This is a genomic window from Bacillus cereus group sp. MG1, from assembly GCF_040460035.1.
Classification (GTDB): domain Bacteria; phylum Bacillota; class Bacilli; order Bacillales; family Bacillaceae_G; genus Bacillus_A; species Bacillus_A cereus.
Genome location: NZ_JARVGY010000005.1, coordinates 67,955 through 91,096 on the forward strand (window position 1 = coordinate 67,955; position 23,142 = coordinate 91,096).

Sequence of the window (23,142 nt, forward strand, 5' to 3'; positions counted from 1 at the left end):
TCCTTTTAAAATAGTTTTTCTAAATCTAACTCTAACTGAAGGAGATCACTTTCTATTATAAATGAATCTTCGCTTTTTATATATTGTCCACCTTCTGTAAGTTTATAAACATATGCTTTGTTTTCGAACTGATCCAGTATCCAATATTCCTTTACACCATTCTTTTCATATAATTTTACGTTCTCCACTAGATCTTTATCCATATTAGAATGAGATAATACTTCTACAATTAAATCCGGTGCGCCCACAATACAATTTTCTCTTACTATATTATGATCAGAAACAACAACTGAAAGATCAGGTTGAGGTTTGGCATGTCCAAAACGTCCTTTTACATTTCTTAAATAGACAGTGTAGGGCGCAAAAATACTGACATGCTTCATTTCTAATTGTTTTCTTAATTCATAATATACATTCCCTAATATTAATTGGTGCTTTGTACTAGGTGTTTTATGCTGATTAAAACTCATGTGCATATTCCCCCATAAAATCATTTTTTCATTTGGCTTTTCGTAGAAACTTTACTTTACATACTACCAATAGTATAATTCTTATTAAGATAATAGCAAAAGACAAGTTGCAACCTTGCCTTTTGCCAATGCTGTTTAGAGTGTGAGGGTCGATTCTTGCACTCTTTTATTTATGTTCAATGAAGTCCATATACATTTCACATTTCGGGCATTTCTTTTTGGGTATGATTTCACTACTCCAATCACCTTCCTTGCATTCTTCACACACGTATTCAATAAAAATAAACTCCCTATGCTCGTGTTCCTTTTTCTTTTTATTAATAGTGATATTGAACATATGCATTTGCTAAAAACCCCAAGTAATGATTGATATCTCTATTATAAAAATCTATTTTTCGTAGTTGCTTTTCAATTACTTTTTGTTCTCCTATTGGTGCTTGTTTAATCATATCTATAACAATTTCATTTTCAATTACATGTGTAAGTCCTTTATGTTTAATAACAAAAATATCACTTGGAATGTGCTTTTCTTCAAAAAAGCGTTCAATAAATGTACGTGTTCTTTCTTTTACTGTATACATATTATTTCCCCTCCTTCGTTTTTCCGTCTTCAAATCCTAAATAACATGCTATAATCTCTAATTTTCGATTCATATTTTCTTCCCCTATCCATTCATATAATTCTTCTTCAATCTCTTGTCCTGTAACAACAATACTCTCACGTTGATCGCACATACTCGCAAACAATTCTATTTGTTGATTCGTATAATCCATAGCATTCTCCCAATCAGTGAATAAATGCACATGCTGTTTTGATTCTTCTAGATTCCATAACTCTTTTACAACAATAATTTCTGTATTTTTCATAGAATCTAATATATACCCTACATGCCATTCCTGATTTTTATCTGATTTAAAAATTAAATTTACTTCTCCATCATATGGATTTAGTTTAATAACCACGTCTTCATTCATTTCTTTAGCAAAAGCCTTATAACAAAAGAATCCAGCTTCATACTTTTGATATACAATGTCTTGGATCTCAAAAGTATTTTGTCTTTCCATAAATTCTTTTAGATCTTGAAAGATTTGTTCTTGCATGTTTTTTAATGTTTTCATGTTTTTTCTCTCCTTTTTTTGCATTTGCATTACGCAAATGATCTTCCCAAAGGGAATTATTTTTGCCATTTGACATGAAGCATGGAACGTCCGCATAGGGAAGTTGGCAAGGGTTTTAGCTGAAAAAATTTTATGTCCGAATTTTTTTATCGGAATAAAAATTTTTCAGCCCCTTGCCAATTTCCCTGAATCACTTAGCAAAAAACAGGTTAAACCGAAGGGGAAACTTTGACCTGTTTTTTGCTTAGTGATTCTGCGGTATGTTACAGTGCGTAGTGCAAATGCAAAAATAATATAAATCGAGTAGAGGGAAAATAAAGTAATTATTCTCGCCCCTCTCACACCACCGTACATACGGTTCCGTATACGGCGGTTCAGTTTATATTACAGTGTGAACTTTTAGATAGCGTTCTAAAGAAGAAGGGAATCCCCTCTTCTTTAGTCTTTGATTTGAGATGGCTCTTTGAACAACTTTCGATAACCCTATATATCGGAAGCCCTTTCGACAGTAGGTTAATCCCTTCGCTTCTTCCTCCGGAATCCCTAGTTGAACAAGCGATTTGATTTGTTTCTTCGGTACTTTCCATTGCTTCCAGATAATCACTCTAATTCTGGCGCGGAGCTTCTGGTCTACTCGCTCCAGAACACCTTTCATATTTGTACTCCTGAAGTAATTGACCCATCCAAATATCACTTGTTTAAGTTTCAATATTCGATAGTCTAACGGTACACTCCAGCTTCGTTTTGTCAGTTGGTGCAGTTTTCTTTGAAATTTTTGTACCGAGATTGGATGTGGTTTCGTTTGATATCTCTTATCCTTGAGGGTGTAATAATATCCAAACCCTAAAAATTTTAAATCTTTTGGCCGAGAGATTTTACTCTTTTCTGTATTGACTATCAAGCCTAGTTTCTTTTCTATGAATCTCACGATTGATTTCATCACTCTGCCCGCTGCCTTCTCACTCCTCACAAAGATAAGAGCGTCATCAGCGTATCTCACAAATTGAAGTCCTCTACCCTCGAGTTCCTTATCCAGTTCGTTCAACATAATGTTACTCAGTAAAGGGCTGAGATTGCCTCCTTGCGGAGTTCCGACTGGTGTTTCTTCATATTTCCCATTCACCATAACTCCACTGACTAGATACTTTCTTATGAGAGAAATGACGTCTCCGTCATGTATTGAGTTAGATATAATTCGCATCAATTTATCGTGATGAACTGTGTCAAAGAATCTCTCCAAATCAATATCTACTATCCAATCATATCCGTTGTTTAGAAATTCCAAGCTTTTAACAATTGCCATCTCACAACTTCTTTTTGGTCTAAAACCATAACTGAATTCACTGAACTGCTTCTCAAATATCGGGCTGAGTATTTGATGAATGGCTTGTTGAACGACTCTATCCACTACTGTTGGTATTCCCAGCTTGCGCATCTTGCCATTCTCTTTTGGGATTTCCACTCTTAAGGCAGCTTGTGGTTGGTATTTCCTTGTTCTAATGCGCTGACGTAGCTCGTCCTTGTGCTCTTTCAGATATTGCTTTAGTTCTTCGACTGTTACACCATCAACTCCACTAACACCTTTGTTTTTATAAACGCGTAAGTAGGCTTCATTCATATTTTTGTTGCTTAAAATTGCTTCTAAGAGTTCCACACTCGTTTCTCCTTTCCCTTCACGTAGTAAGTGACAACTCCATTTTGATTATCCTTTGAGATACGCTCATACTTTCATCATTAACATATTCGGAGTACGTCACTTACGCATTCATGGCGTTGAAACACTATAAACTGTTCGGCCCTTCATGAATTTGTTCCACTACTATGGCTTCGGCTGACTTCTTGCGGTTAACCATTTTCGACTGTACTGTTAGTACATCCGCAAGATCTCCCAGGGTAAGGCAGCTATCTTTCCTCTTTTACTCGCCTGATTTACTCTACAAAGTTACGCACATCTTTTGGACTTTAACTTGTTATGGAGCCTCATCCCTTTATAAAGCCTTCATATCAGGTTTCTGTTCGTCGAGCCAAGATTTTATTCCACGCTTCCTCCAGCCCTTACCTCACGGTAAGTACCTTGCGCTTCCTTAGTGGTTGGTCGATGTGTACCCCCACAGTGGACTTCCACCACCTAGATAGTTGCCATGCCTGGCACACATAAAAAAAGTAGGCGTTAGCCTACTCTCCGCTTTTAATCTTTTGTTTTTTTCGGTTCGTCCAGCATGTGCCTTGGCAAACACAGGAGGAACTTACAGAGAGTAGCGTGAGCGTACTCTCTGTAGTTATCCCTGTTTTTAATGCTGTGAGCGACACATATCTCCTTGTTAGCTTCTGAAACGCCTGTACAGGCTTTCAGAAGGTTATAAGGAGTAAGTGCCACCGCCCAAGCCTAAAAAAGCACTTCTTCTCCCTCTTAGAAAGAACAAGTGCCAATATTCTAATTATTTATCATAAAAAAATATCTACCCTACTTAATCATTAGGTATTTCAACAGATAAACTCGGTTTTGCTGGTGATGGTGTTTCTCCACCATTAAGTGACGCTTGTTTTAAACTACTAAAACTATTGATACTACATGCTAAAGTACCTACTAATACCATTCCTAATACAACTTTCTTTATTTTAATCATTATTTCAACGCCCCTTTTCTCAAATGTTTCTTGTCTGCATTGTTACTGATATAAAAGTATTTACTTGCTTTAACATGATCATCAGTTTCATAGAATTGAATGGCCAACATTTCGGCATATTCTTTTACGCAATCCCACATTCCTTCTTTTTCAAAATAAGAAATTGCATCTGTAACAACTTGTTCTAAACGTGCTTTAGGTAATTCTGTGACTAATTCGTTGATAACTGCAAAACGATGCTTATATTCTGCATTTCCTGATTGAATTGCGCTTTTCATTCCCTGTTCTATATGTTGTTTTGCTGTTTCAATATCACCTAATTTATAATATGCTCTCGCTAGAACAAATAATGCTTTATAATGGTTCGGAATTTTATTTACAATTTCAGAACTATGTCGAATAGCCAATTCATATAAATCTTCAATATGGTATAACCATCCTAAATTGTAACGCACCTTTATTAACAAATGTTCTTCATTATTCTTTTTGAGAACATCTATTACCTTATTCAGACATTCTTCAGCCCTTCCGAATTCCCGTAAATCTATACAAGCTATACTGTATAGGTTATCACATAATGCATGGTTGATTTCATATCCTATATGATTTGAAAACATTTCTTTAGCCTTTAATACATGCTGAATACCTTCAAATGGTTGGTATGAATGATAGTAAAAACTTGCCATTCTATATTCAAATTCAGCCTTTTCGATTTCATCAGGAATATAAATTAAAAGTTCTTCCGCTTTATCATAATGTGCTTTTGCATCATTGTAATTAGACAAAATTGTAGAATGTATTGCTTTAAAGAAATGATAATAGTAAGCCAAAAATAAATATTGATCTTTGATTCCCGAAATTTCTTCTACCTTTTCAAACGATTCCTTTGTAATATTAATTCCTTCTACTAACACTTTATATCTAAATTCAAGTAGTGAATAATAGAGTGAAAGATATTGATCTGTTTCAATCTCTTTTAAATTTTCTTCTATTTTCATTTTTAACTGATTGGATTTCTCGACATGATACAAACGGATTTCTTCATACCATTCATTCAATAATCTTATTAATTGCTCTCTTCCTTTTGTCTGAATGCTCATAATATCCCCCTTCTTTCTATATACAGTCTTAATTCGATAATAACAGGAATTGGGTACAATGAATTTTACTACAAGATTTCTCATAAATAAACAGAATATTCTGAAATAAAAAAAGACATATCCTATTTTTCTATCTAGGGATATGTCTAAAATGACGAATCATAACTATTATACCTAATTCTAGTTGTTTATAAAAACATTATGTTTACTTTGTATTGTTGCTTTGAAATATTGATTAACCGTCATGTATAATTCATATACAGGGTTATGGGTAGGTAAATATTCAAAAAAGGATGGAAGAATGTATATGATAAAAGAAATTCCATTTCAAGAAGGCGAAATAATTCTTTTTAAAGAAGCGGATCTGTGGAACGATTTGCTTGAAAGATGCAAAAAAGAAACAAAAACAATTAATATAGCAACATACAATTTTAATTTTAAGAATAAATACGAAAGATCCTTTTATAAGGAGTTATCTAAACTTGCTGATTCAGGAATTGATGTTAGCTTACTATATTCAATAATGACCTTTTCTAATGAGGATAAATTAGAGATAGAAGAAATATTTAAAAACTTCGTGTTATGTGCACAGCTAAAAACTAATCATTCGAAAATGTTTATTACAGATAATTTCGCATACATTGGTTCAGCTAATTTTAGTTTTAATAGTAACAAGAATTACGAATGTGGTGTTATTTTTAATAATAAAGAAATTGTTTCAAAGATACGGAGATTATTCATGGGGGAAATGCTTGAACAAAGCGAATTCACAAATGTCCCTACATCTTTTGATCCATTTTATTTTTTGCCTAGAATATTAAATAGTGTTGAAGAATTAAGTAAAGTAGAAAAAAAAGAATCTTTGTATATTGCTAGTAATATAGAAAACATAGCACAATTGCGTTATTTAGATTCTTTAGAGAATAATTTAAAAGAACTAGGTTTTCCAATACCTATACACTTTGACTGGTGGCAACTTCTTTGGGAACTTGATGAAAAGAAACCAATACCTGATATTACATTTAATAATTTCAAAAACTATCTCTATACGTTATCTCAATACTTAAACACTGTAATAGAATACGTTAAAGAACAGTATGAGAGCATCGGAAGACTGGAATTACTGAAGCGAATTAAAGTAATAAAATAAAATATAGACTTGAAATAAAGATCAATCAACCTTTATTTCAAGTCTATATTTAGATAAAACACCTATTTTGTTTGTTCCGCTTTAATAGTAGAAATAAGAGCGAATGTAATCACATCAAATAATTTCTCAGGGCAATTGGAAACGAAATGTGCAATTGCAATTTCTATCACTTCTCCAACTGTTTCTACATCTTTTGCTAACATTTTTATTCTTTTTCTTTCTGTTTCATCAATTCTCACATTCAATACGACTCTTTTATGTGAGACACTAACTTCTTGATGGATGATTTCTTTCAATTCCTTCATTCTTTTACTTTGTAAAAACGGTTTTAATGATGCTACATTATTTGTCTGTTTAAATACATCATCAATCATCATTTTCAAAAACTCAGGCTTATTAGTCGTTGATAATTCAGTAATGGTAGGGTAATTAAAATGTTTTATAATTAGAAATTCAGTAAACTTAGATCTCTTATATATCATGTAAGTTGCAAGGAAAACATAATTCATGACAGGATCTATTTTGTACGATTTGTTAGGTATTGTATTGTTTGTATCCATTTTTCCTACCTCTCCAATACATATAAAATAAAAAAAGGAAACAATAACGAGTTACTGTTTCCTTTAACAATCAATTAGTTCGATAAAAATCAAAGGTATTATAAGCATCCTCTATAATCTCAACAGTAACGATATCTCTTTTGATAATACCATTTTTCCATTTCGCTGTGAACATGAAGTAAATATTACCTTTTTCTAACTTCGTTCTCGGATCAGTCATGGATGGTTCAAAAATATCAAGATTATATATTGGATGACTTGAATTCAAAGGCTTTCTAATAATGAGATCCTGTTTGTTTACTTGCATTCCTTTGAATTCTAATGTAACAAATTCAATCGGATAATTTGTTACAATGGCTGACGTAACAAATTTTTCCCCTGATACAAATTGCTCCGGTAAATGGTTTAGCTTTTTATGAATTTCTTGCCACTCTTTTGTATGATCCACTTTCCCTTTAATACTAAGTGGTTCAGCTTTAAAAGAGACTTTCGCTTCTCCCTTTTCACCATGAGGATCTGTTACTGTTGCTTTAAATTCATACGTTCCATCTTTTATCGAATCTATTTTATATTGTAAGGTCTTCCCTGATATAGCTTTTTTTTCTTCAAATACTTTCTTCCAGTTTCCTTGATTCTCTTTCATTTCTAGTATAACTTGTAGCTTTTCTTTATCTCTAGGATCTTCATCACTCGGTAACATTTCTAAAGTGACATTATCTCCTTCAAATACTGGATTAGGGTTATATTTCAATTCAATTTTAGGTACTGTATTTACATAAGGAGTAGTGGAAACTTCATTGTCATTTTCATTTATCTCTTTAATCACATTTTCATCGTCCACTTTTGCTCGGAATGTATGATCCCCTGAATCTTCAGCCTTAAAGGTAAAATATTTTGTAGCTTTTTCTCCTTTTTTCATGCTCTTAATATCTATTGTTTGTAGCTTTTTATTGTCTTGGTAGAATGCTATTTTAAATGCTTTTACATCTAATTCACCATCATTAATAAAGTCTACTTTCGCCTTATATTCTTTGCCTTTAACTAGATGATTAATAGCTTTGTTATTTGAATCTAAAATAGTAATAGATTGCGCTTTTAAGTTTGTCGCTCGAATATCTCCAACATACTCAACTTCTACATCCCATTTTCCACTTGTATCATATTCATTCCAATGATCAAATACTTCCTTAGAAAGTTTACCTTTATAAGTTGCCTTTCCAGTGAAATCTTTGAGAATATCAGGCAAGTTAAATGTTCCTCTATATTCCTGAGCATATCTATATCCTTGCACTTGCTTTATATAATCAATCCATACGCCTTTACGATATCTATTAGTCCTCCCTGATTCTGATTTCCAACGATAACCGAACTGTGCTGTTTTATAATGCCATCTTGGATCTTCAGCATCTTGTACGTCCCATTCATCCCATCCCCAATCCTCAACTATCCAATTCTCCTTATCAGGCTCTAATCCGTAATATGTATCAGGTTTAAGGGGTTTAGAATCACTGAAGTTATACATATCACCATAATAAGTATACGGGTTATATGACATAAATCCTAAACGACTATTTCCAGCACCATCATAGTATTCAGCTCGTCCTTCACTTCGGCTCTGTATCCACATTCCTTTAGAATCCACCGAATATTTATCACCCGATTGAGGAACTTGGAAATTAAGAGTTTGTCCACTTCTTTCATCATAATAGTTCTTCGATATACTAGATGGTGCTGGCGCTTGCCACGAATACCTTCTAAATATGTTGTCTTCCCAATGTCCATCTAGGTTAACAGTTCTATTTGTTTCCCAATTTTTTGACCACTCAACATTTCCCACTAGAGGGATTTTCCCTTGATATCCATCTTCATTAATCGTCACTTCTTTTGGCACTAACGATTGATCATTAGTATGGTAGGTGTTACTAACTGTTTTTGTAAACTCTTTGGTTTCTGTTCGATAGATACTATCCTTATGATGTACCTTTTCTTTTGGTGTTAATTTAATACGTGTAGCCTTTAGAATACCGGTTTGACCATCTTGATCATAAGTGATGCTATCAGGATAATCACCGTATTCTTGATTTGGATAGGGAACAATTTTCGGATTTTCCCAACGCATATCTTTCTGAATTTCACCATAATGTATCCATCTTGTAGTTTGTTTTTCAGCATGTGCTTCTTTGACAGGATATTGAAATATGCTACTTACTATGAGAGAAGACAAAGCAACTTTTAATACTTTATGTTTCATGATATCTCTTCCTAACTTTTAAATTTCACTTGTTAAAATAAGGAGAAAATTTATATCCGATTGCAAATTCTGTATATTGATCGGAGCATTCTTTATAAGCTAATAAATCTATTTGCTCGCTAGGAGGTTCGATATTAATAGTAAGTCCCCTGTTTTTTAAATCTTCTATATCCCATACCTCCACTTCAAAGGCAATATCCATAATAGGGGTACTATTATCCATTTCTTGTTTTTCTAGCATTTTCACTTGAATACTCATAGTTACGTTTTTATCTAATTCACCCTTATTAGGATTAAGTTCATATATTTTTTCAATGTATTGGACTTGATTCTCCTGATAATTTTTTTGAGAATCTAAAAGGAATTTTTCAGCATGATAATAGATTACTCGGAAGATCCGCACTCCTAATGACATGTTTTCCCATAATAACTTTGAGTGTAGTAATAATTCTTTATGACTTCCATGTCTAGAACGGATTGCATCCAAACATACTTTATATATTTTTACTTTTGATAGATTTATATTTTCTAGCTTAGATTCCCCAAATTCTCGGAAAGTTGTTCCTTCCATTTCGTATATATCAAAGAACATAGATGCATAAAAAATAAGTTCATCTAGGTTTAGATTCTTATCAAACAAACTTTCAACAAACATAAGAACAAGTTCTATTTTCTCTAAAGATAAATTTGTTAAAATATATTTCTCTTCAGTGTAGTCCTTGTTATAAATACGAATTCCCTTATATGTATTTCCATATAGCCTTTTACCTTTTAAAAATTTTTGTACAATAGGTAAAAAAGGATTGTACTTCTCCATCGCCTTATGAAATAGATCTTCTATTTCTCCCAAAAATAGAGGGTGCTTATCTTTCAAATAATTATATAAATCCCCTTCTATTTTTCTTACCTTTGAAATATCCTCTTCAGTGTATTCCAGTACATTTCTTTCCTCTTCATTTAATTGTGTTTTAAAAAACACCTGACGGATAACAGAAGGGGTTATATGTGCTTCTTGCTGTAATTGAATTACAAAATTATCGTATTCATGAATACTCATTGTTTTTGCCTGTTCAGGATTTTCAAAAAAAACACTGGTATATTTCATTTGTTTATTCTCCTCGTATATTATATTTAAGCTGTAATTCAAACTTAGGTTTTCTTCCTACTATGAGACTTATAAATAATCCTTGGACGTCTCAAGATATTTCTAGATAATGGTCTTAGGATCATTTGGGACAATTCTTTCTTCTCCTGTGGATTTACCACATAAAAAGAGTGTTTCTCAGTGAACGTGCGGGACTTCCTACTCGCAGGCTGAGCAGCCTGACCCTCGAACTTAGATGTTAGTAGCTCTAGGGCGGCTTTCGATTCAGGACTAGCTCTCATACACGAGGTTGTTGATCGGCGTGCACACTAGAGATATCTCGAGACGTCCAAGCAATGATTCTAAATCGAAAGGAGGTCTCTTACATGAGATTATTTGTTGGATTAGATGTAAGTTCGTTTGATATAAAAACTTGTATTCTAAATGGTGACGGAGAAAAGCTAGACTCCTTTTCAGTCAATAATGATTTACCAGGTGCCATAGCGCTAAAAGAGCGATTATTACAGCGTATAGCCAATCAAAAAGTAGAAATTTTTAAAATCGGTTTAGAATCTACATCTGTTTATAGTTTTCATCCATCTATGTTTCTTCATTATGATAAAGAGTTACAAAGTTTTGGAGCAAAAGTATTTCTAATGAATCCAAAACAAATTACGAACTTCAAGAAAAGCTATTCTGACATGGATAAAACAGATGAGATTGATGCCTTCGTCATCGCTGACTATTTACGGTTCGGACGAAATCAAATGTCTATCGTAAAAGAAAGCCAGTACGTAGCACTACAACAATTGACAAGATCTCGTTATCAGCTCGTTAGAATGTTGACAAAGGAAAAGCAACATTTTCTACAACACCTAAGTTATAAGTGTAATACGTTCTCACAAGAGGTGGATTCTTCTATATTCGGCAACGCCATGATGGAGCTATTCCTTGAAAAACTTAGTCTAGAGGAATTAGCTGACATGCCTTTAAACGAACTCGCTGAGTTCCTACAAGCAAAAGGAAAGAATCGGTTCGGTGATCCAAAATGTGTTGCGTCAACCATTCAAAAGGCTGTTCGCTCTTCCTATCGTTTAGATAAGGTAGTGGAAGATTCAATCGATGTCCTTCTCGGAACATCAATTGCGGTCATTCGTACCTATCAACAACAAATTAAGGAAATAGAAAAGTCCATTAAGCAAATCATGGCTGGATTACCTCAAACACTTGAATCCATTCCTGGAGTGGGTCCCGTATTCGCTGCTGGTATTATCGCTGAAATTGGTCAAATCGAAAGATTTGATGATGAAACTAAGATTGCAAAATATGCCGGATTATATTGGCGCAAACATCAATCTGGTCGTTTCATTGCAGAAAACACTTCATTATCTCGTAATGGAAATCACTACTTACGTTATTACCTAGTTGAAGCCGCCAACTCTGTAAGAAAGTATGTATCTGATTACCAAGAATATTACGTAAAAAAATATAATGAAGTACCAAAGCATCAACACAAACGTGCACTCGTTCTAACCGCAAGAAAATTTGTGCGATTGGTGGATGCGCTACTACGCAATCACCAACTCTTTACGCCAGAAAGGTGCGTGAAAGTGTGACATAAAACCTGTCATCGCTACCTTTCAAATATTTTCCAGTAAATTACATACATTACTGGTCTAGTTTCGTAATGTCTTTTTTCAACAAAATGTCCTTTGATAACTTTGATTTCTGTTGTTTTTCCGTTGACATACTACCGCAGGTCTTTATTCTTTAATTTCCGTACTATAGAAGGATTTGTTTATTCTTTAATCCGATTCTAAATACATTCATATTCTTAACATCAATATCATGAAGTAATAAAAAAGCTTCAAACTTTTCGTTAGGAAAAGAAACAATAATTTCAACATCAGGCAAGTGTTTTAAAGATGGTATAATCTTTTTAATATCTTTGACTTTCACATCTTTATTTACATCACAAAACAATTGATACACATTAAAATTATCATTTTCATTTTTGATGATAATGTAACAGTTTCCATTTCTATAACCTTTTACTAAAATTTCAGATTGAATAACTTTCATTTTAATACCCCTTAGAAATTTCTATACAGCGTATTTTTTTATAGCTTCCTCTATTGTTTCAGCATCTTTTTCTTCTGAATAATCTATATAAGCTGGTATTACCTCACCAATATTTAATACCATTAAATCAAACCTTTGCCCTGTATTTTCGTTATAAAAGCAATGAGAATAATAGATAGGAATTTCATACAGCATCCAACCCTTTATATCAAATCCTTTCTCTTGTATATAAGTAATACAGTTATGAAAACGAATTAATGAATCATCCTCATGATTTTTTTTATTGAAATAACTCCCCTCTTCAATTTCTTCAAAATGAGAAATATATTCTTCTATTTTTATCTTTATATAGATATTCAAGCTATTTTTCAGTAATTCTTTTGCAATTTCTATCTTTTCCATATAGGATACCCCTTATGATTTAATAGTTTCCTTGCTCTTGTTCAAAGTCGAATGCTCTACCGATAGATTATGGAATTGTTGAAATACTGCTTTCATAACATCTATGTCTTCTTGATCTACTTCCAATTCTTCATCAGGCGATACAATTTCACCAGTTTTTAACCAGCCCTTATACATTGATACAAACATATCAATCGCTTCTTTTGTATTTTCTTGTTTTAACGTGTCCCATAATTCTTCATCAATTTGATTTATAAAATGATCTAAATTGATTGCTTTTGTTTCCCTATATTGATTAACAAGCACTTCTTTTAGTTTTTCTAATTCGATTTGTGACAACTCATTAAGATCAAAATGATATTTTAGCCAATGATATCCTTCAGGGATATATTGTACAAATTTTAAAATATCCTCTTCTTTAGAAAAGTCAAATACTATATAACCTTTCCCTTTGCAAGTAAAACAATTTCCTTTTTCCTCCGCTAAATCTTGTAATAAACCAGCTAAACACTCTTGACATTCACAGTCTAGTTTCATAGTTTTCCTCCCAACTTTGATACATTAAAATTAAAACTCTCGAATCGAGAGATTTAACAAGTAAATCTCTATCTTCCAAAGTTCTAGCTTACTTACTGATACATAAATTGAATGGCTAATACACCGATACGATTTATCTTATTTTTATTATCCCAATAAATATTTACATCAGCGTACTTCCCATTAAAATCTTTCTTTATTAATTTATCAATTTCGCTATAATCATTTGATTTCGTTTCGTAAATTGCTGTATATACTGTATCTACTCCACATCGTACATCTTCAGGTATTTTCTTATTTGCATCTTCCCAAAGTTCCAATTGATATATTTCTTGTTTAACTTGTTCTACTGATTTTTCCTTTTTTGTCATAGCTTCTAATTGTTGATCAAAATACTCTTTTTTCACACCATCATAACGGTTAAATACACCTAATTTTTTTCTTAAATCGTTATTTGTTCCCGCTTTTTCTGGTGGGGCTATATAAAATTTAGTTTGAGTTTGCTTTGTGGTTTCTTTTGATGCTGTATTATGATTTACAAACCAATACACCGAAGCACCCATTACTATTAAGGCCATACATATATAAATAAGTAATTTACGTTTCATATCCTAACCGTCCCCCTATTCCTTATTAAAGAAGCTTAATGGATTAAGGACTTGTCCATTCATTCTAGTTTCAAGATGCAAGTGTGCCCCTGTACTATCTCCTGTCGATCCTACATGTCCAATAATCTGACCAGCTATTACTTTTGCATCTTTTGATACAGTAATAGAATTTAAATGTGCATATCTAGTTTCAAAACCATTCCCATGATCCAAAATAACTAGATTTCCATATCCACCCATAGTACCAGAAAATGTCACAGTTCCATCTTTTACAGCCCCCACAGGTTGATTCATAATATTAGGCGCTGATATATCGACTCCGTTATGTTTTTCTACCTTTCCTGTGATTGGGTGAACTCGTTCAGGATTAAAATTAGAAGTTACATTTTGAGTAAATGACAATGGAAATACTAACCCTTTTTCATTTGCGGTAACGTTTTGTAATTGTCCTAGATTTTGATTTATTGGATTAGGAGTCTTTACTTTATATGTGTAAGAAGCAACTCTTCTAACAACCCGATCCTCTTTACTTAAAAAATATTTCTTTGTAGTAGTTTCAATTATCGCTACTAAGGTAGGGTTTTGAAATGTATCTTGAAACTTCAGGGTATTCGCTTTATATTTCACTGGAAATTTGGAGTTAGATTGATCAAGCACTTGGAATTCAAGGATTTTATAATCTGTCCCTTCTTGGAATCCAGTGTTATCTTTTAAACTTTCTTTAAATGTTTGTTTTGCTTTTATAGGGTCAAACACTAGCTTTCCATTTGCAAGTTCATCTTTTTTCAATTCTAAGCTTGCATCATGTACAGCTACCTCTAGATCCTCTTTTAAATACTTAGAGCTTTTTGCGTATGTGGCAATATTCATATTCAAAGTTAATCCCATAACAGCCATTAATACGATAAATAAAGTTCTGATAAGATCTCCCACAATATCACTCTTCCTTATGTAGTCCCTGTATATTCGCTTCTAACAGTTCTCTTAATCTTATAGGGCTTAGAATTATCAATCTTAAATACATCAATAACTGTTAATGGAGGTTGAGGAATTTCAAACTCAATATAAATTTTTTCCCCTCTAGTGGTTACTGTTTCAGTTCCCTTAATTTTTATTTGATCCGCTTTATAATGATGGATATTTACAAGATAGTCCTTCATTTCTTTATATAAAGCTGAATCATATTTCCCTTGTAAACTTGCTTTCTTTTGAGTCTCATATATAGCTAAATTAATAGTTTCATCGACTTGGGATGCATTGAGAAATAAAGCTGGTTGAAAAATTGACCAAAGGATTAATGGCATCAATAATACATATGAAAGAACTTGATTCATACGCACACCCCTTTCATATTTTAATTATTTACTATTAAAAGATTGCTTGGTAAAAGTTATTTGTATACTTTTCTAGTAAGTTCTTATACTCTTGTTCTTCTTTTTCTGTAACTTCACCACCCTCACCATAAATCTTGGAATACAACATTTTCTCCCTCTTTTCTTCCTCTTCAGATGGGAAAATGTTACCTTCCGCAAGTTCAATGAATTCTATTAGATTCTCAATTTCTTTTTCATTTAAAGATTGTTCTAGATCAGCGCAAATACAGAAGTAAGCTAAATTCCAATGTTCTACTTTCAATTGAATTCCACAGATCGGCAAATAATTAAAAATCTCTAGTAAATACATTCTTTCCTTTGTATTTAAATTGTTTTTTCCTTTTTTAATATGTTGTTTAAGGTTACGCACTACCTTTGCTTTGACAACATATCCTGTATCTTCATAGCCTGTAGAAAGTTCTTCTAAATCAGCCATCCCAGACTGATTTCTATATTCGATTACTTGTTCAGCAATTGTCATAGGGATAGCTAATGCGCACACATTTTGTCTTTCCACTTTAAACATATACATCACACCTTCTTAACTCTTATTATTCTCAAAAATAATGCTCTCGATAAAATGATAATCCATTGAATATTCAATGGATTATCATAAAAGTTTGCTAAATACTTATTTTTTAATTTGTAGGTATTAAGGCGCTACTTTAGTAGAAGTAATTTGTTTCTGTACTTCTCCACCTTTAGTTTGAACAGAAGGTGTTAATTGATTCCACACCACCGCACCAATTACTACAAGTGTTGCGGCGATTAATAATACTTTTGAAATGACTGAATCCATGATTTTTTTCTCCTTTACGATTTAAAATTTTTTAATTTTTATTTTACTTTTGTTCCATCAATCTGAGTTTGAATTTGTGATCCTTTGCCTTCAATTGAAGGCGTTAATTGATTCCACACCACCGCACCAATTACTACGAGTGTTGCGGCAATTAATAATACTTTCGAAATGACTGAATCCATGCACATTCACCTCCTTTAAATATGACTTTTTCCTAAAATATCACTAAACATGGCAAAGATATAAAGAACTAACCATGATATGATTAACAAACTTGTTGTAGTAAAAACCCCAAACATTAATGTTTTACTTTTTCCGCTTTGTTGCATTTGTGCTTCATAATAGGAAAAAGCAAATACGCTAGATTCAGCATTAATTGTTTCTAATGCTTGATCCTTTGAAGTTTGATCCATTTTAAAAATAATATCTCCTAATGCTTTTGTTCCTTCTCCACCAATATCTTCATGAAAAACGTCTTTAGCCTTTTCAGGATCAGACTTCCATAATGAAAGAAATCTAGCAATTGTACCGTCAATATGTTCAAACATCGGTAAAGAATCCCTAATAATTCCATATATATTAACTTCTTGCGAAGGATTTAATGAATATAAATCAGCTTTTAAAACATCAAATAATGTAAACACTTCTGTCATTTTCTTTTGATATTTTAATGCTATTAAATAATTAATCACTATCGAGATAATTGAGTATTTAAAAATTGGTTCTGTAGCTAGATATATACCCCAAACCAAAAGTAGGCTCATTACGGAAAATTCTCCTAGTGTTACATATGGAATAGCTAGATAATAGATTGCTAAAAAAAGTAACACTACAATTCTTGTAATTTGATAATGAGAAGCCTTTATATACTTAATTTCTGCGGTTGATAATTTTTGCTGGAATTTTGATTTATTATTAGCTAAAATGAACTTTTTCTTCTTTTGTTGGATACTTTGAGCAATTTTTGTTCTTTGTAATTTTCGTTCTTCAAGAGAAGTACATAGAGCATAAGTTTGATATGCTCCTATTCCAAAGAATATGAGTACCAATAGATAGACAAACAGGCTTACCAATAAATCTACAGACACATCTTTTACACTCCCATCTATTTAGCAAATATATTTAATATCTAAAATTAGAATTATACAATTTAGGTATTCAAGAATACTTTAAGGCTGTAATAGTTCCCATTTTAGATATCGGCTCTCGGTTTACTCATAACAAAAGCTGTGAGGACTGAAAAAATTGACATTACTAAACTAATCGTAAATAGTATTAGTGGCGTTCTCTGTTGGAAAACATACCAAAAATCTACTACTCCTGAGATCCTATAAGCTAAAAAGACCATGAGAGGAAATAAGATCATTGGTGAATACCCTAAAATTACTGTTTCTAATTTTCTTGTTTTATCAGTTTGAATATCTTGTTTCCTTTTCTTTATATCTGCATTTAAATCCATTAAAGACATGGTGATATCACCACGATCTATATGTGCTTTTTTTAATAATTTTGCAAAACGTTTCGCAAAGGTTGAATTTATTGAATATGAAAATACATTTACCGCTCTTTCAAATTCTAAATTCCCTCTATCCTTTTGAAGTGATGATAATAGTTTCATATAGATATGCTTTAATTCTTTATTTTTTGTTTCTTTTACAGCATTTAACATTGTATAGTATATATCTTTTGAGGTACTTTGATAATTTTGGAATAAAACATGGTATTCGATTAAGAATGCATACTGTGTTTTTAATCGTAACATTGTTAATCTATATCTAATTGCAACATACGGTAAAATCCCAAAAGTAATACCTATACCTAAAGCAAATACAAGATCATGAATCAAAAAGTATAAAACTGTAACAGTTATTACGAAAATGAGCATTGATGCAAACAAGAAATTAAACACATTTACATTTTTACTATTTTTAGAAATACTAGAAAGTAGTAATTCTAGATGTTTAACAAATGGGTGTACTTCGTAATTCTTTTTTGCTGTTTGATGGACTTCTTCCCATCTTTTAATTTCTCGTCTATTTTTCCATCTTCTAAAGTTCTTTTCTAACTCACCTTGTAAGAATGGAGCACCTAATAAAGCCCATAAACCATAAAAGAATAGGGAATATCCAAGAATCTTAGAAATTGCTTCGATAAACAAAATCACGCTTATTCACCCCTAAAATAGAATATCTTCTTTTACAGCTGTAGTTATTGGACAACGGTTGCTTTTTTCTTGTAGCAATTGAATAAATCTTTCAGCCTTTTTCCGATCAATACCTTTTATTTTCTTCATTAATGCTTCGGAAATTGCTGAATTATATTCCCATCTTTCATCCAATTCATTATATTTCATTAAATAGTTGATCCAAGCTTTATCGCCTTTATAGTCGTAACAAATTTCATAAATACTCATTAATCTCTTTTCATTTTTGGGTTCATCATTTTTCATGATAATGCCAAGATCTAAGTTTTTTGCTACTCGTCTAATTTCATTTTCTAGCTTTCTATTTGCGTATGCATCAACAATATGTTGTGCTAATTGTTCAGGCGTTCTAGACGGATCAGTAATATGATAGGTCATCATCATTCCAGTTGTCCCTCTTTCTGCCCCCTTCATAGCACCATCGGCTTCAATTCCACGTACCTCTTGGAAGATTACATAATCATGATCTGTTCTTAAAGCTGAATAAATTACATCTTCGATATTTCCATTAATGGTATACATGTCATATACGAGTCGATCAGGAAAATCTTTTTTCAGAAAACTTTCCGGACTTGTTTCAATACAAATTGCAATCTTTTCAGGACTCCTACTAGCAAATATTGTTTTTAACATAGTAGATTTTCCTGATTCAACATGTCCAGCTATAATCATATTAAGATACAACTGTGATATGATTTCCATTAGTTCTACATCTTCAGAAGAAATTGTTTTTCTTCTCGCTTGTTCCTCAAAAGAGAAGTTTTTAATTATAAATCTTCGAAAAACAATTACAGGGAATAAATTTGCTGGTGGACGAATAATGTTAACCCTTGTTCCATCCTTCATTTCAATTTCAGCCCTTGGATTTTCATGATTGATTTTCAATCCTTTATGACCTACCTCCAATGCACGAAAAATCTCATAGATATGTTCCTCGTCTCGTAATTCTTCTTCTTGCTTTACAAACTTACCGTTAATTTTGAACCATATTTCTTTACCTATGATGGATGCTGATACTGATTCAGGATACTTTTTCCACTTATAAAACGCTCCGAATCCATAAATTTCATGGAATAGAGCTTGAGCAAGTGAATCAAAAAAGTCAGGATACTTTACATCTAGTAAATTCTGTTCCCTAAGACACTTTTCAATTTCTTTTGTTAAAATCTTTTCGGCTTCATGATCACCTAAAATTGCATTATGCTCTATTTCTTGCCTTTTTATCTTTTCATCGGAACTAATACCTCTGTCTTCATATATATTTTCTATACTTTTTTTGACGATTTCTAGTACCTCTGAGAATTCATGCGTTTGTTTTACACTTTTGGCTTTTTCCACAGTGTAATTAATAACGTCTGCCACTCCACTTTCCTGTAAATGGGAGTTTATATCAAATAATTTAGGTGTTACTGTTGACATTTATTTTACCTCCTTCCTTTTTTACAGGATGCCAAAAATTTTCCTTCTTCTTGGCAATTGAAGTTCATCATTAAAAATTAAATCAACACTGGATGCGATTGACTTAGCAACAGCATTAATTGACTGTTTGTATCCGACATCTTCATAATCATAAAGTACAGTTCGTTCAATCTCAGAAAGCATACCATTTTCACTTTTTTCTATTGTTGTTAATAATGGTATATCAATATCTTTATGAATATCTTTTGTAGTAGGCAAATGCGATAAGTCTTCGAACTGATTAATAATCATTAACAGATCCTCTTTTTCATAACCGAGTGGATATAAAATATCACGATGAAATTGATTAAATTTTCTTATTGCCTTTGTTTGTTGGTTCATAATTAAAAATCGTAAATTGCTCTCATTTAATGCTTGAACCATATTTGCATTATCAAAATGCGATCCAGCATCAACTAAGACTACATCAAATGTCTGTTTAGAGTGTTCAATTAAATAGTTAATTTCCTCTTTAGTAAATAATCTTTCCATTTTAGTATCACGATTACCACCTAATATATATAGGTTGGGATTAACCATATGGAATTGTGACAGAAATTCCTGTTCAGAACTAATGGTTTTAGATGCTAACTTACTTTTAACCTGATCCATATAATTTCCTTTAAAATTCAGTTGATCAGTCCCACTATCCCATGCATTCAGTAATAAAACTCCTACTTTTGCATTTGTATATTGGCTTAACGCTTTTCCTACGCTTAAACAGGTTGAAGTAGTACCTATGTTAGAAACTGAAGAGAAGAAAGTTATGATATTAGTTTTCTTTACCATTGCTAGATTAAGATTTTGATCAATAAAATCAACAATTTGTTCTACTACTAATCTAGGTGGAATTAAATAAATATCCTTACTATTACAAATTGCTTTTACTGTACTTTCAAGTTGAGGTTTGTATTGATTCTCTAACATGTAAAATACCTTTTTATTTTCAAACTCTATAGTAGATAATTCACTATAAGGTAATACACGATCTGAAATTAATAAATATCCATCTTTACTAGACTTTTCAACATCATTAATCTGTTGTACCGAAGTAAAAAATTTTCGTTCTTTAATTTTATTAATTAGCGCTTCATCGGAAGACATTACAAATAATTTCATATTTGCATAACCCCTTTCTTGTTATCTCCCAAACTTATAGACAACATAAATTTTGTATCCTTGACTTGTATAATCTTTTAATTTATTCAACATTTTTTGATCAGCTATAACTTCAATATTAGATACTGATCCTGTAGCATTCTGCTGATCTTCTTGTGTTTCCGTTACCTCTTTATTTCCGTTATCTTTTACTGAAGCTACTCGAACATTCTGTAAAATCGGTTTGGCTAACCTCATAATTTCTACATCTGAGTCTTCATCAGTTTTTAATGGCTCTTTATCATTTTTCCCTTCATTTTCCTTAGAATCTTGAACAAGGGAACGAATTACAGCTTGATCTTTATCAGGCACAAGATAAAAGTCTGCAATGTATGTTTTTCGTAATGATCCCGGAACAGCAAACAACCAACTATCAGGAATCGGAGCAATAAATTCTCCCTTTTCCTCATTTGGAATTAGATTATATGTATCCACTAATTTAGAATAAATTTGAGTTCCTTTTTTAATATCAATTGAAGCATGTTTATTTAAAACAAGTTGTACATCTTCAGGTTTCAATGCATCATGTACAGCTATATCTTTTCTTACAGAAACTACTTTTATGTCATCTTTAGTAATTTCCGATTTGAATTTGATATCTTGCTTTGCAACAATTACATCAGTTGTATTAATTTTGTCTTTAAAAACTAGTTCATAAGATCCCACTGTACCAATTCCTAATACCATCATTGAAACAGGTAATAGTACCTTTAATTTCCTTTTCAACTTCATTTCTTCTTCCCCTTCTTAAAATATTTTAGGTATGAATCTAGACCTTTTCTTCACACCATTATTAGGTAATTCATAAAATTGACGAGGTAATATTTGTACTAGAACGGGTTTTAGCACTTTTTCGATTTTTATTTTATATTGCTCATTATCATATAAGAATTCAGATTTCCAAGTTAACTCTATTAAATCCTCATAAGGAATTGTCGGGAAAAGAACTAACGGTTTCTTATCTCCAAGAGATTCAAGCCATGTAGTAGTATCAATCTTTTTTGTATATTTCATATTTATAAATTGATAAGTTACTCCCTCTGTTTCCTCAATCTCATTTAGGAAATCAATAGCCCTTTTTTCTTCCCTTTGTACCTCAGCATCAATTCCACCGTTCTTAATGGTTGATAGCCAATCTATTTTGATTGGATCAGGCTCTATGCAAATATAAATATGATCAGCATGGTGTAATAAACTTTGTACTGTTGGATCATTCAAACGATTCGAAACATCTACAATAGTAATTGTCGAGTTTATTGAATAAACAAATTTCAGCATTTCTTCGTATCCAAATGACTCTATAGGCTCTAAACGTGAATCTATTACATACCAATCCACACCATGTTCATTCCATACAGCTCCATGCTTTTTAAATGATCTATTCATACGAAGTTCTCTTGCTACATCTACATATTCCTGTTCCTTTTCTTGTTCTTTAACAGGAATAGCCAAGTAATCAAAGGTGTAAGGTTTTAGAACTGGATACTCAACATAAGATACCTTTAATCCTCGTCCAGCTATTGCTTTAGCTAAATTATGTGCAAATGTTGTAGAACCAGCCCCAGACCACATAGAGCCTACTACAATTAGTTGATTAGGAATAGATGTATAAGATGTTTTAAATACTTCTTTTTCTACAACCTTTTCTTGATAAATTATCTTTTCCTTTTTTTCAACAGGTGGTTTAGTAGCTATTACACTTGCATTCACTTCTTTGATTTGTAAAGGATCTTCTTCACTGGGTTGTAGGGAAAAGAAGTTTAATATTTGTTCAATAACTAGTTCAAAATCTGATTCAAAAACAGTAAATTCAATGTCATTTCTGTTTAAAAAATCACATATAGATTTTGAATCAATCACTTTTGAATCTACAACAATATAATCTACCTTCCAAAATTCAACTACATCCTCTACATCAGTTACCGTCTGTACATTCTTTTGATATATTTCAACCTCCTTTCCATATTCGTGATTCTCTAAAATCGCGACTAATCTCTCAAAAGCAAAATTGGACTTCATCGAGATCGCTAATTTCATAATTCCACCTACTCTTTTGTGTATTTTATTCACAAAATTTATAACAAAAGCCCTTTCTAAAAAAAGGACTATGTTTATTTAATCAACGTTCTTTCATCACAAGAAAATTGTACCATCTTGTGTT

Annotated in this window: 26 protein-coding genes; 2 read left to right on the forward strand and 24 right to left on the reverse strand. The window is 32.1% G+C overall.

What is annotated here, in order from left to right:
• Window positions 1-5: 5 nt before the first annotated feature.
• The 6 genes from QCI79_RS33345 to QCI79_RS33370 all read right to left on the reverse strand — a co-directional run bounded on the left by QCI79_RS33345 (window position 6) and on the right by QCI79_RS33370 (window position 5,316).
• On the reverse strand, window positions 6-470 hold the full coding sequence (locus QCI79_RS33345) for a Uma2 family endonuclease (RefSeq protein WP_000009552.1): 465 nt from the start codon (window positions 468-470) through the stop codon (window positions 6-8).
• 317 nt (window positions 471-787) lie between these two features.
• Window positions 788-1,051, reverse strand: coding sequence for a hypothetical protein (locus QCI79_RS33350; RefSeq protein WP_002163101.1), 264 nt, complete (start codon window positions 1,049-1,051; stop codon window positions 788-790).
• A 1-nt stretch (window position 1,052) separates the two neighbouring features.
• Window positions 1,053-1,589, reverse strand: coding sequence for a hypothetical protein (locus tag QCI79_RS33355; RefSeq protein WP_000854241.1), 537 nt, complete (start codon window positions 1,587-1,589; stop codon window positions 1,053-1,055).
• A 379-nt stretch (window positions 1,590-1,968) separates the two neighbouring features.
• Window positions 1,969-3,243 carry a group II intron reverse transcriptase/maturase gene (ltrA, locus tag QCI79_RS33360; RefSeq protein WP_021727498.1) on the reverse strand — a complete coding sequence of 425 codons (1,275 nt, stop codon included), beginning with the start codon at window positions 3,241-3,243 and terminating at the stop codon, window positions 1,969-1,971.
• 814 nt (window positions 3,244-4,057) lie between these two features.
• Window positions 4,058-4,216 (reverse strand): hypothetical protein, encoded by a 159-nt coding sequence (locus QCI79_RS33365; protein WP_000590521.1) that lies wholly within the window; start codon window positions 4,214-4,216, stop codon window positions 4,058-4,060.
• Window positions 4,216-5,316, reverse strand: a complete 1,101-nt coding sequence (locus QCI79_RS33370) for a response regulator aspartate phosphatase (protein ID WP_021728987.1) — start codon at window positions 5,314-5,316, stop codon at window positions 4,216-4,218. Before QCI79_RS33370 ends, QCI79_RS33365 begins: the two co-directional genes overlap by 1 nt.
• A 307-nt stretch (window positions 5,317-5,623) precedes the next feature.
• Between QCI79_RS33370 and QCI79_RS33375 the strand changes: the two genes are divergently transcribed.
• The gene (locus tag QCI79_RS33375) at window positions 5,624-6,466 is read left to right on the forward strand and encodes a phospholipase D-like domain-containing protein (RefSeq protein WP_021728988.1); all 843 of its coding nucleotides are present in this window, start codon (window positions 5,624-5,626) and stop codon (window positions 6,464-6,466) included.
• 62 nt (window positions 6,467-6,528) lie between these two features.
• Here the strand turns inward: QCI79_RS33375 and QCI79_RS33380 are convergent, their stop codons facing one another.
• The 3 genes from QCI79_RS33380 to QCI79_RS33390 form a co-directional block, all read right to left on the reverse strand.
• On the reverse strand, window positions 6,529-7,026 hold the full coding sequence (locus QCI79_RS33380; protein WP_000380665.1) for a hypothetical protein: 498 nt from the start codon (window positions 7,024-7,026) through the stop codon (window positions 6,529-6,531).
• A gap of 70 nt (window positions 7,027-7,096) precedes the next feature.
• A complete protein-coding gene (locus QCI79_RS33385; protein ID WP_000681205.1) occupies window positions 7,097-9,277 on the reverse strand; it encodes a CARDB domain-containing protein in 2,181 nt (726 codons plus the stop codon).
• A 25-nt stretch (window positions 9,278-9,302) separates the two neighbouring features.
• Entirely contained in the window at window positions 9,303-10,382 is a 1,080-nt protein-coding gene (locus QCI79_RS33390; RefSeq protein ID WP_000878055.1) for a hypothetical protein, read from the reverse strand.
• Window positions 10,383-10,747: 365 nt separating this feature from the next.
• Here QCI79_RS33390 and QCI79_RS33395 point away from each other — a divergent pair, with 365 nt between their 5' ends.
• Entirely contained in the window at window positions 10,748-11,977 is a 1,230-nt protein-coding gene (locus tag QCI79_RS33395) for an IS110 family RNA-guided transposase (RefSeq protein WP_021728073.1), read from the forward strand.
• Between the two features lie 166 nt (window positions 11,978-12,143).
• Here the strand turns inward: QCI79_RS33395 and QCI79_RS33400 are convergent, their stop codons facing one another.
• From QCI79_RS33400 to QCI79_RS33470, 15 genes are all read right to left on the reverse strand, one after another.
• Window positions 12,144-12,443: a hypothetical protein gene (locus tag QCI79_RS33400; RefSeq protein WP_000864769.1), complete on the reverse strand. Its 300-nt coding sequence runs from the start codon at window positions 12,441-12,443 to the stop codon at window positions 12,144-12,146.
• 21 nt (window positions 12,444-12,464) lie between these two features.
• Complete coding sequence (locus QCI79_RS33405; protein WP_000411022.1) at window positions 12,465-12,845, reverse strand: hypothetical protein; 381 nt, start codon at window positions 12,843-12,845, stop codon at window positions 12,465-12,467.
• 12 nt (window positions 12,846-12,857) lie between these two features.
• The gene (locus tag QCI79_RS33410; protein ID WP_000762346.1) at window positions 12,858-13,382 is read right to left on the reverse strand and encodes a hypothetical protein; all 525 of its coding nucleotides are present in this window, start codon (window positions 13,380-13,382) and stop codon (window positions 12,858-12,860) included.
• A 92-nt stretch (window positions 13,383-13,474) separates the two neighbouring features.
• Window positions 13,475-13,990: a hypothetical protein gene (locus tag QCI79_RS33415; protein ID WP_000823708.1), complete on the reverse strand. Its 516-nt coding sequence runs from the start codon at window positions 13,988-13,990 to the stop codon at window positions 13,475-13,477.
• A 15-nt stretch (window positions 13,991-14,005) separates the two neighbouring features.
• Entirely contained in the window at window positions 14,006-14,923 is a 918-nt protein-coding gene (locus QCI79_RS33420) for a M23 family metallopeptidase (RefSeq protein WP_021728920.1), read from the reverse strand.
• Between the two features lie 14 nt (window positions 14,924-14,937).
• On the reverse strand, window positions 14,938-15,324 hold the full coding sequence (locus QCI79_RS33425) for a hypothetical protein (RefSeq protein ID WP_001077597.1): 387 nt from the start codon (window positions 15,322-15,324) through the stop codon (window positions 14,938-14,940).
• A gap of 34 nt (window positions 15,325-15,358) precedes the next feature.
• Window positions 15,359-15,889: a hypothetical protein gene (locus tag QCI79_RS33430; protein ID WP_000477383.1), complete on the reverse strand. Its 531-nt coding sequence runs from the start codon at window positions 15,887-15,889 to the stop codon at window positions 15,359-15,361.
• A gap of 126 nt (window positions 15,890-16,015) precedes the next feature.
• A complete protein-coding gene (locus QCI79_RS33435; RefSeq protein ID WP_000378690.1) occupies window positions 16,016-16,162 on the reverse strand; it encodes a hypothetical protein in 147 nt (48 codons plus the stop codon).
• Between the two features lie 38 nt (window positions 16,163-16,200).
• Complete coding sequence (locus QCI79_RS33440; protein WP_000378686.1) at window positions 16,201-16,344, reverse strand: hypothetical protein; 144 nt, start codon at window positions 16,342-16,344, stop codon at window positions 16,201-16,203.
• Window positions 16,345-16,359: 15 nt separating this feature from the next.
• Window positions 16,360-17,250 carry a hypothetical protein gene (locus QCI79_RS33445; RefSeq protein WP_000109882.1) on the reverse strand — a complete coding sequence of 297 codons (891 nt, stop codon included), beginning with the start codon at window positions 17,248-17,250 and terminating at the stop codon, window positions 16,360-16,362.
• Window positions 17,251-17,354: 104 nt separating this feature from the next.
• Entirely contained in the window at window positions 17,355-18,326 is a 972-nt protein-coding gene (locus QCI79_RS33450; protein WP_000600037.1) for a hypothetical protein, read from the reverse strand.
• Between the two features lie 12 nt (window positions 18,327-18,338).
• Window positions 18,339-19,784: an ATPase, T2SS/T4P/T4SS family gene (locus tag QCI79_RS33455; RefSeq protein ID WP_000109012.1), complete on the reverse strand. Its 1,446-nt coding sequence runs from the start codon at window positions 19,782-19,784 to the stop codon at window positions 18,339-18,341.
• A 21-nt stretch (window positions 19,785-19,805) separates the two neighbouring features.
• Complete coding sequence (locus QCI79_RS33460) at window positions 19,806-20,942, reverse strand: P-loop NTPase family protein (RefSeq protein WP_021728919.1); 1,137 nt, start codon at window positions 20,940-20,942, stop codon at window positions 19,806-19,808.
• Window positions 20,943-20,963: 21 nt separating this feature from the next.
• Window positions 20,964-21,713, reverse strand: coding sequence for an SAF domain-containing protein (locus QCI79_RS33465; RefSeq protein WP_000769512.1), 750 nt, complete (start codon window positions 21,711-21,713; stop codon window positions 20,964-20,966).
• Between the two features lie 15 nt (window positions 21,714-21,728).
• The gene (locus QCI79_RS33470; protein WP_000761452.1) at window positions 21,729-23,018 is read right to left on the reverse strand and encodes a hypothetical protein; all 1,290 of its coding nucleotides are present in this window, start codon (window positions 23,016-23,018) and stop codon (window positions 21,729-21,731) included.
• Window positions 23,019-23,142 lie beyond the last annotated feature (124 nt).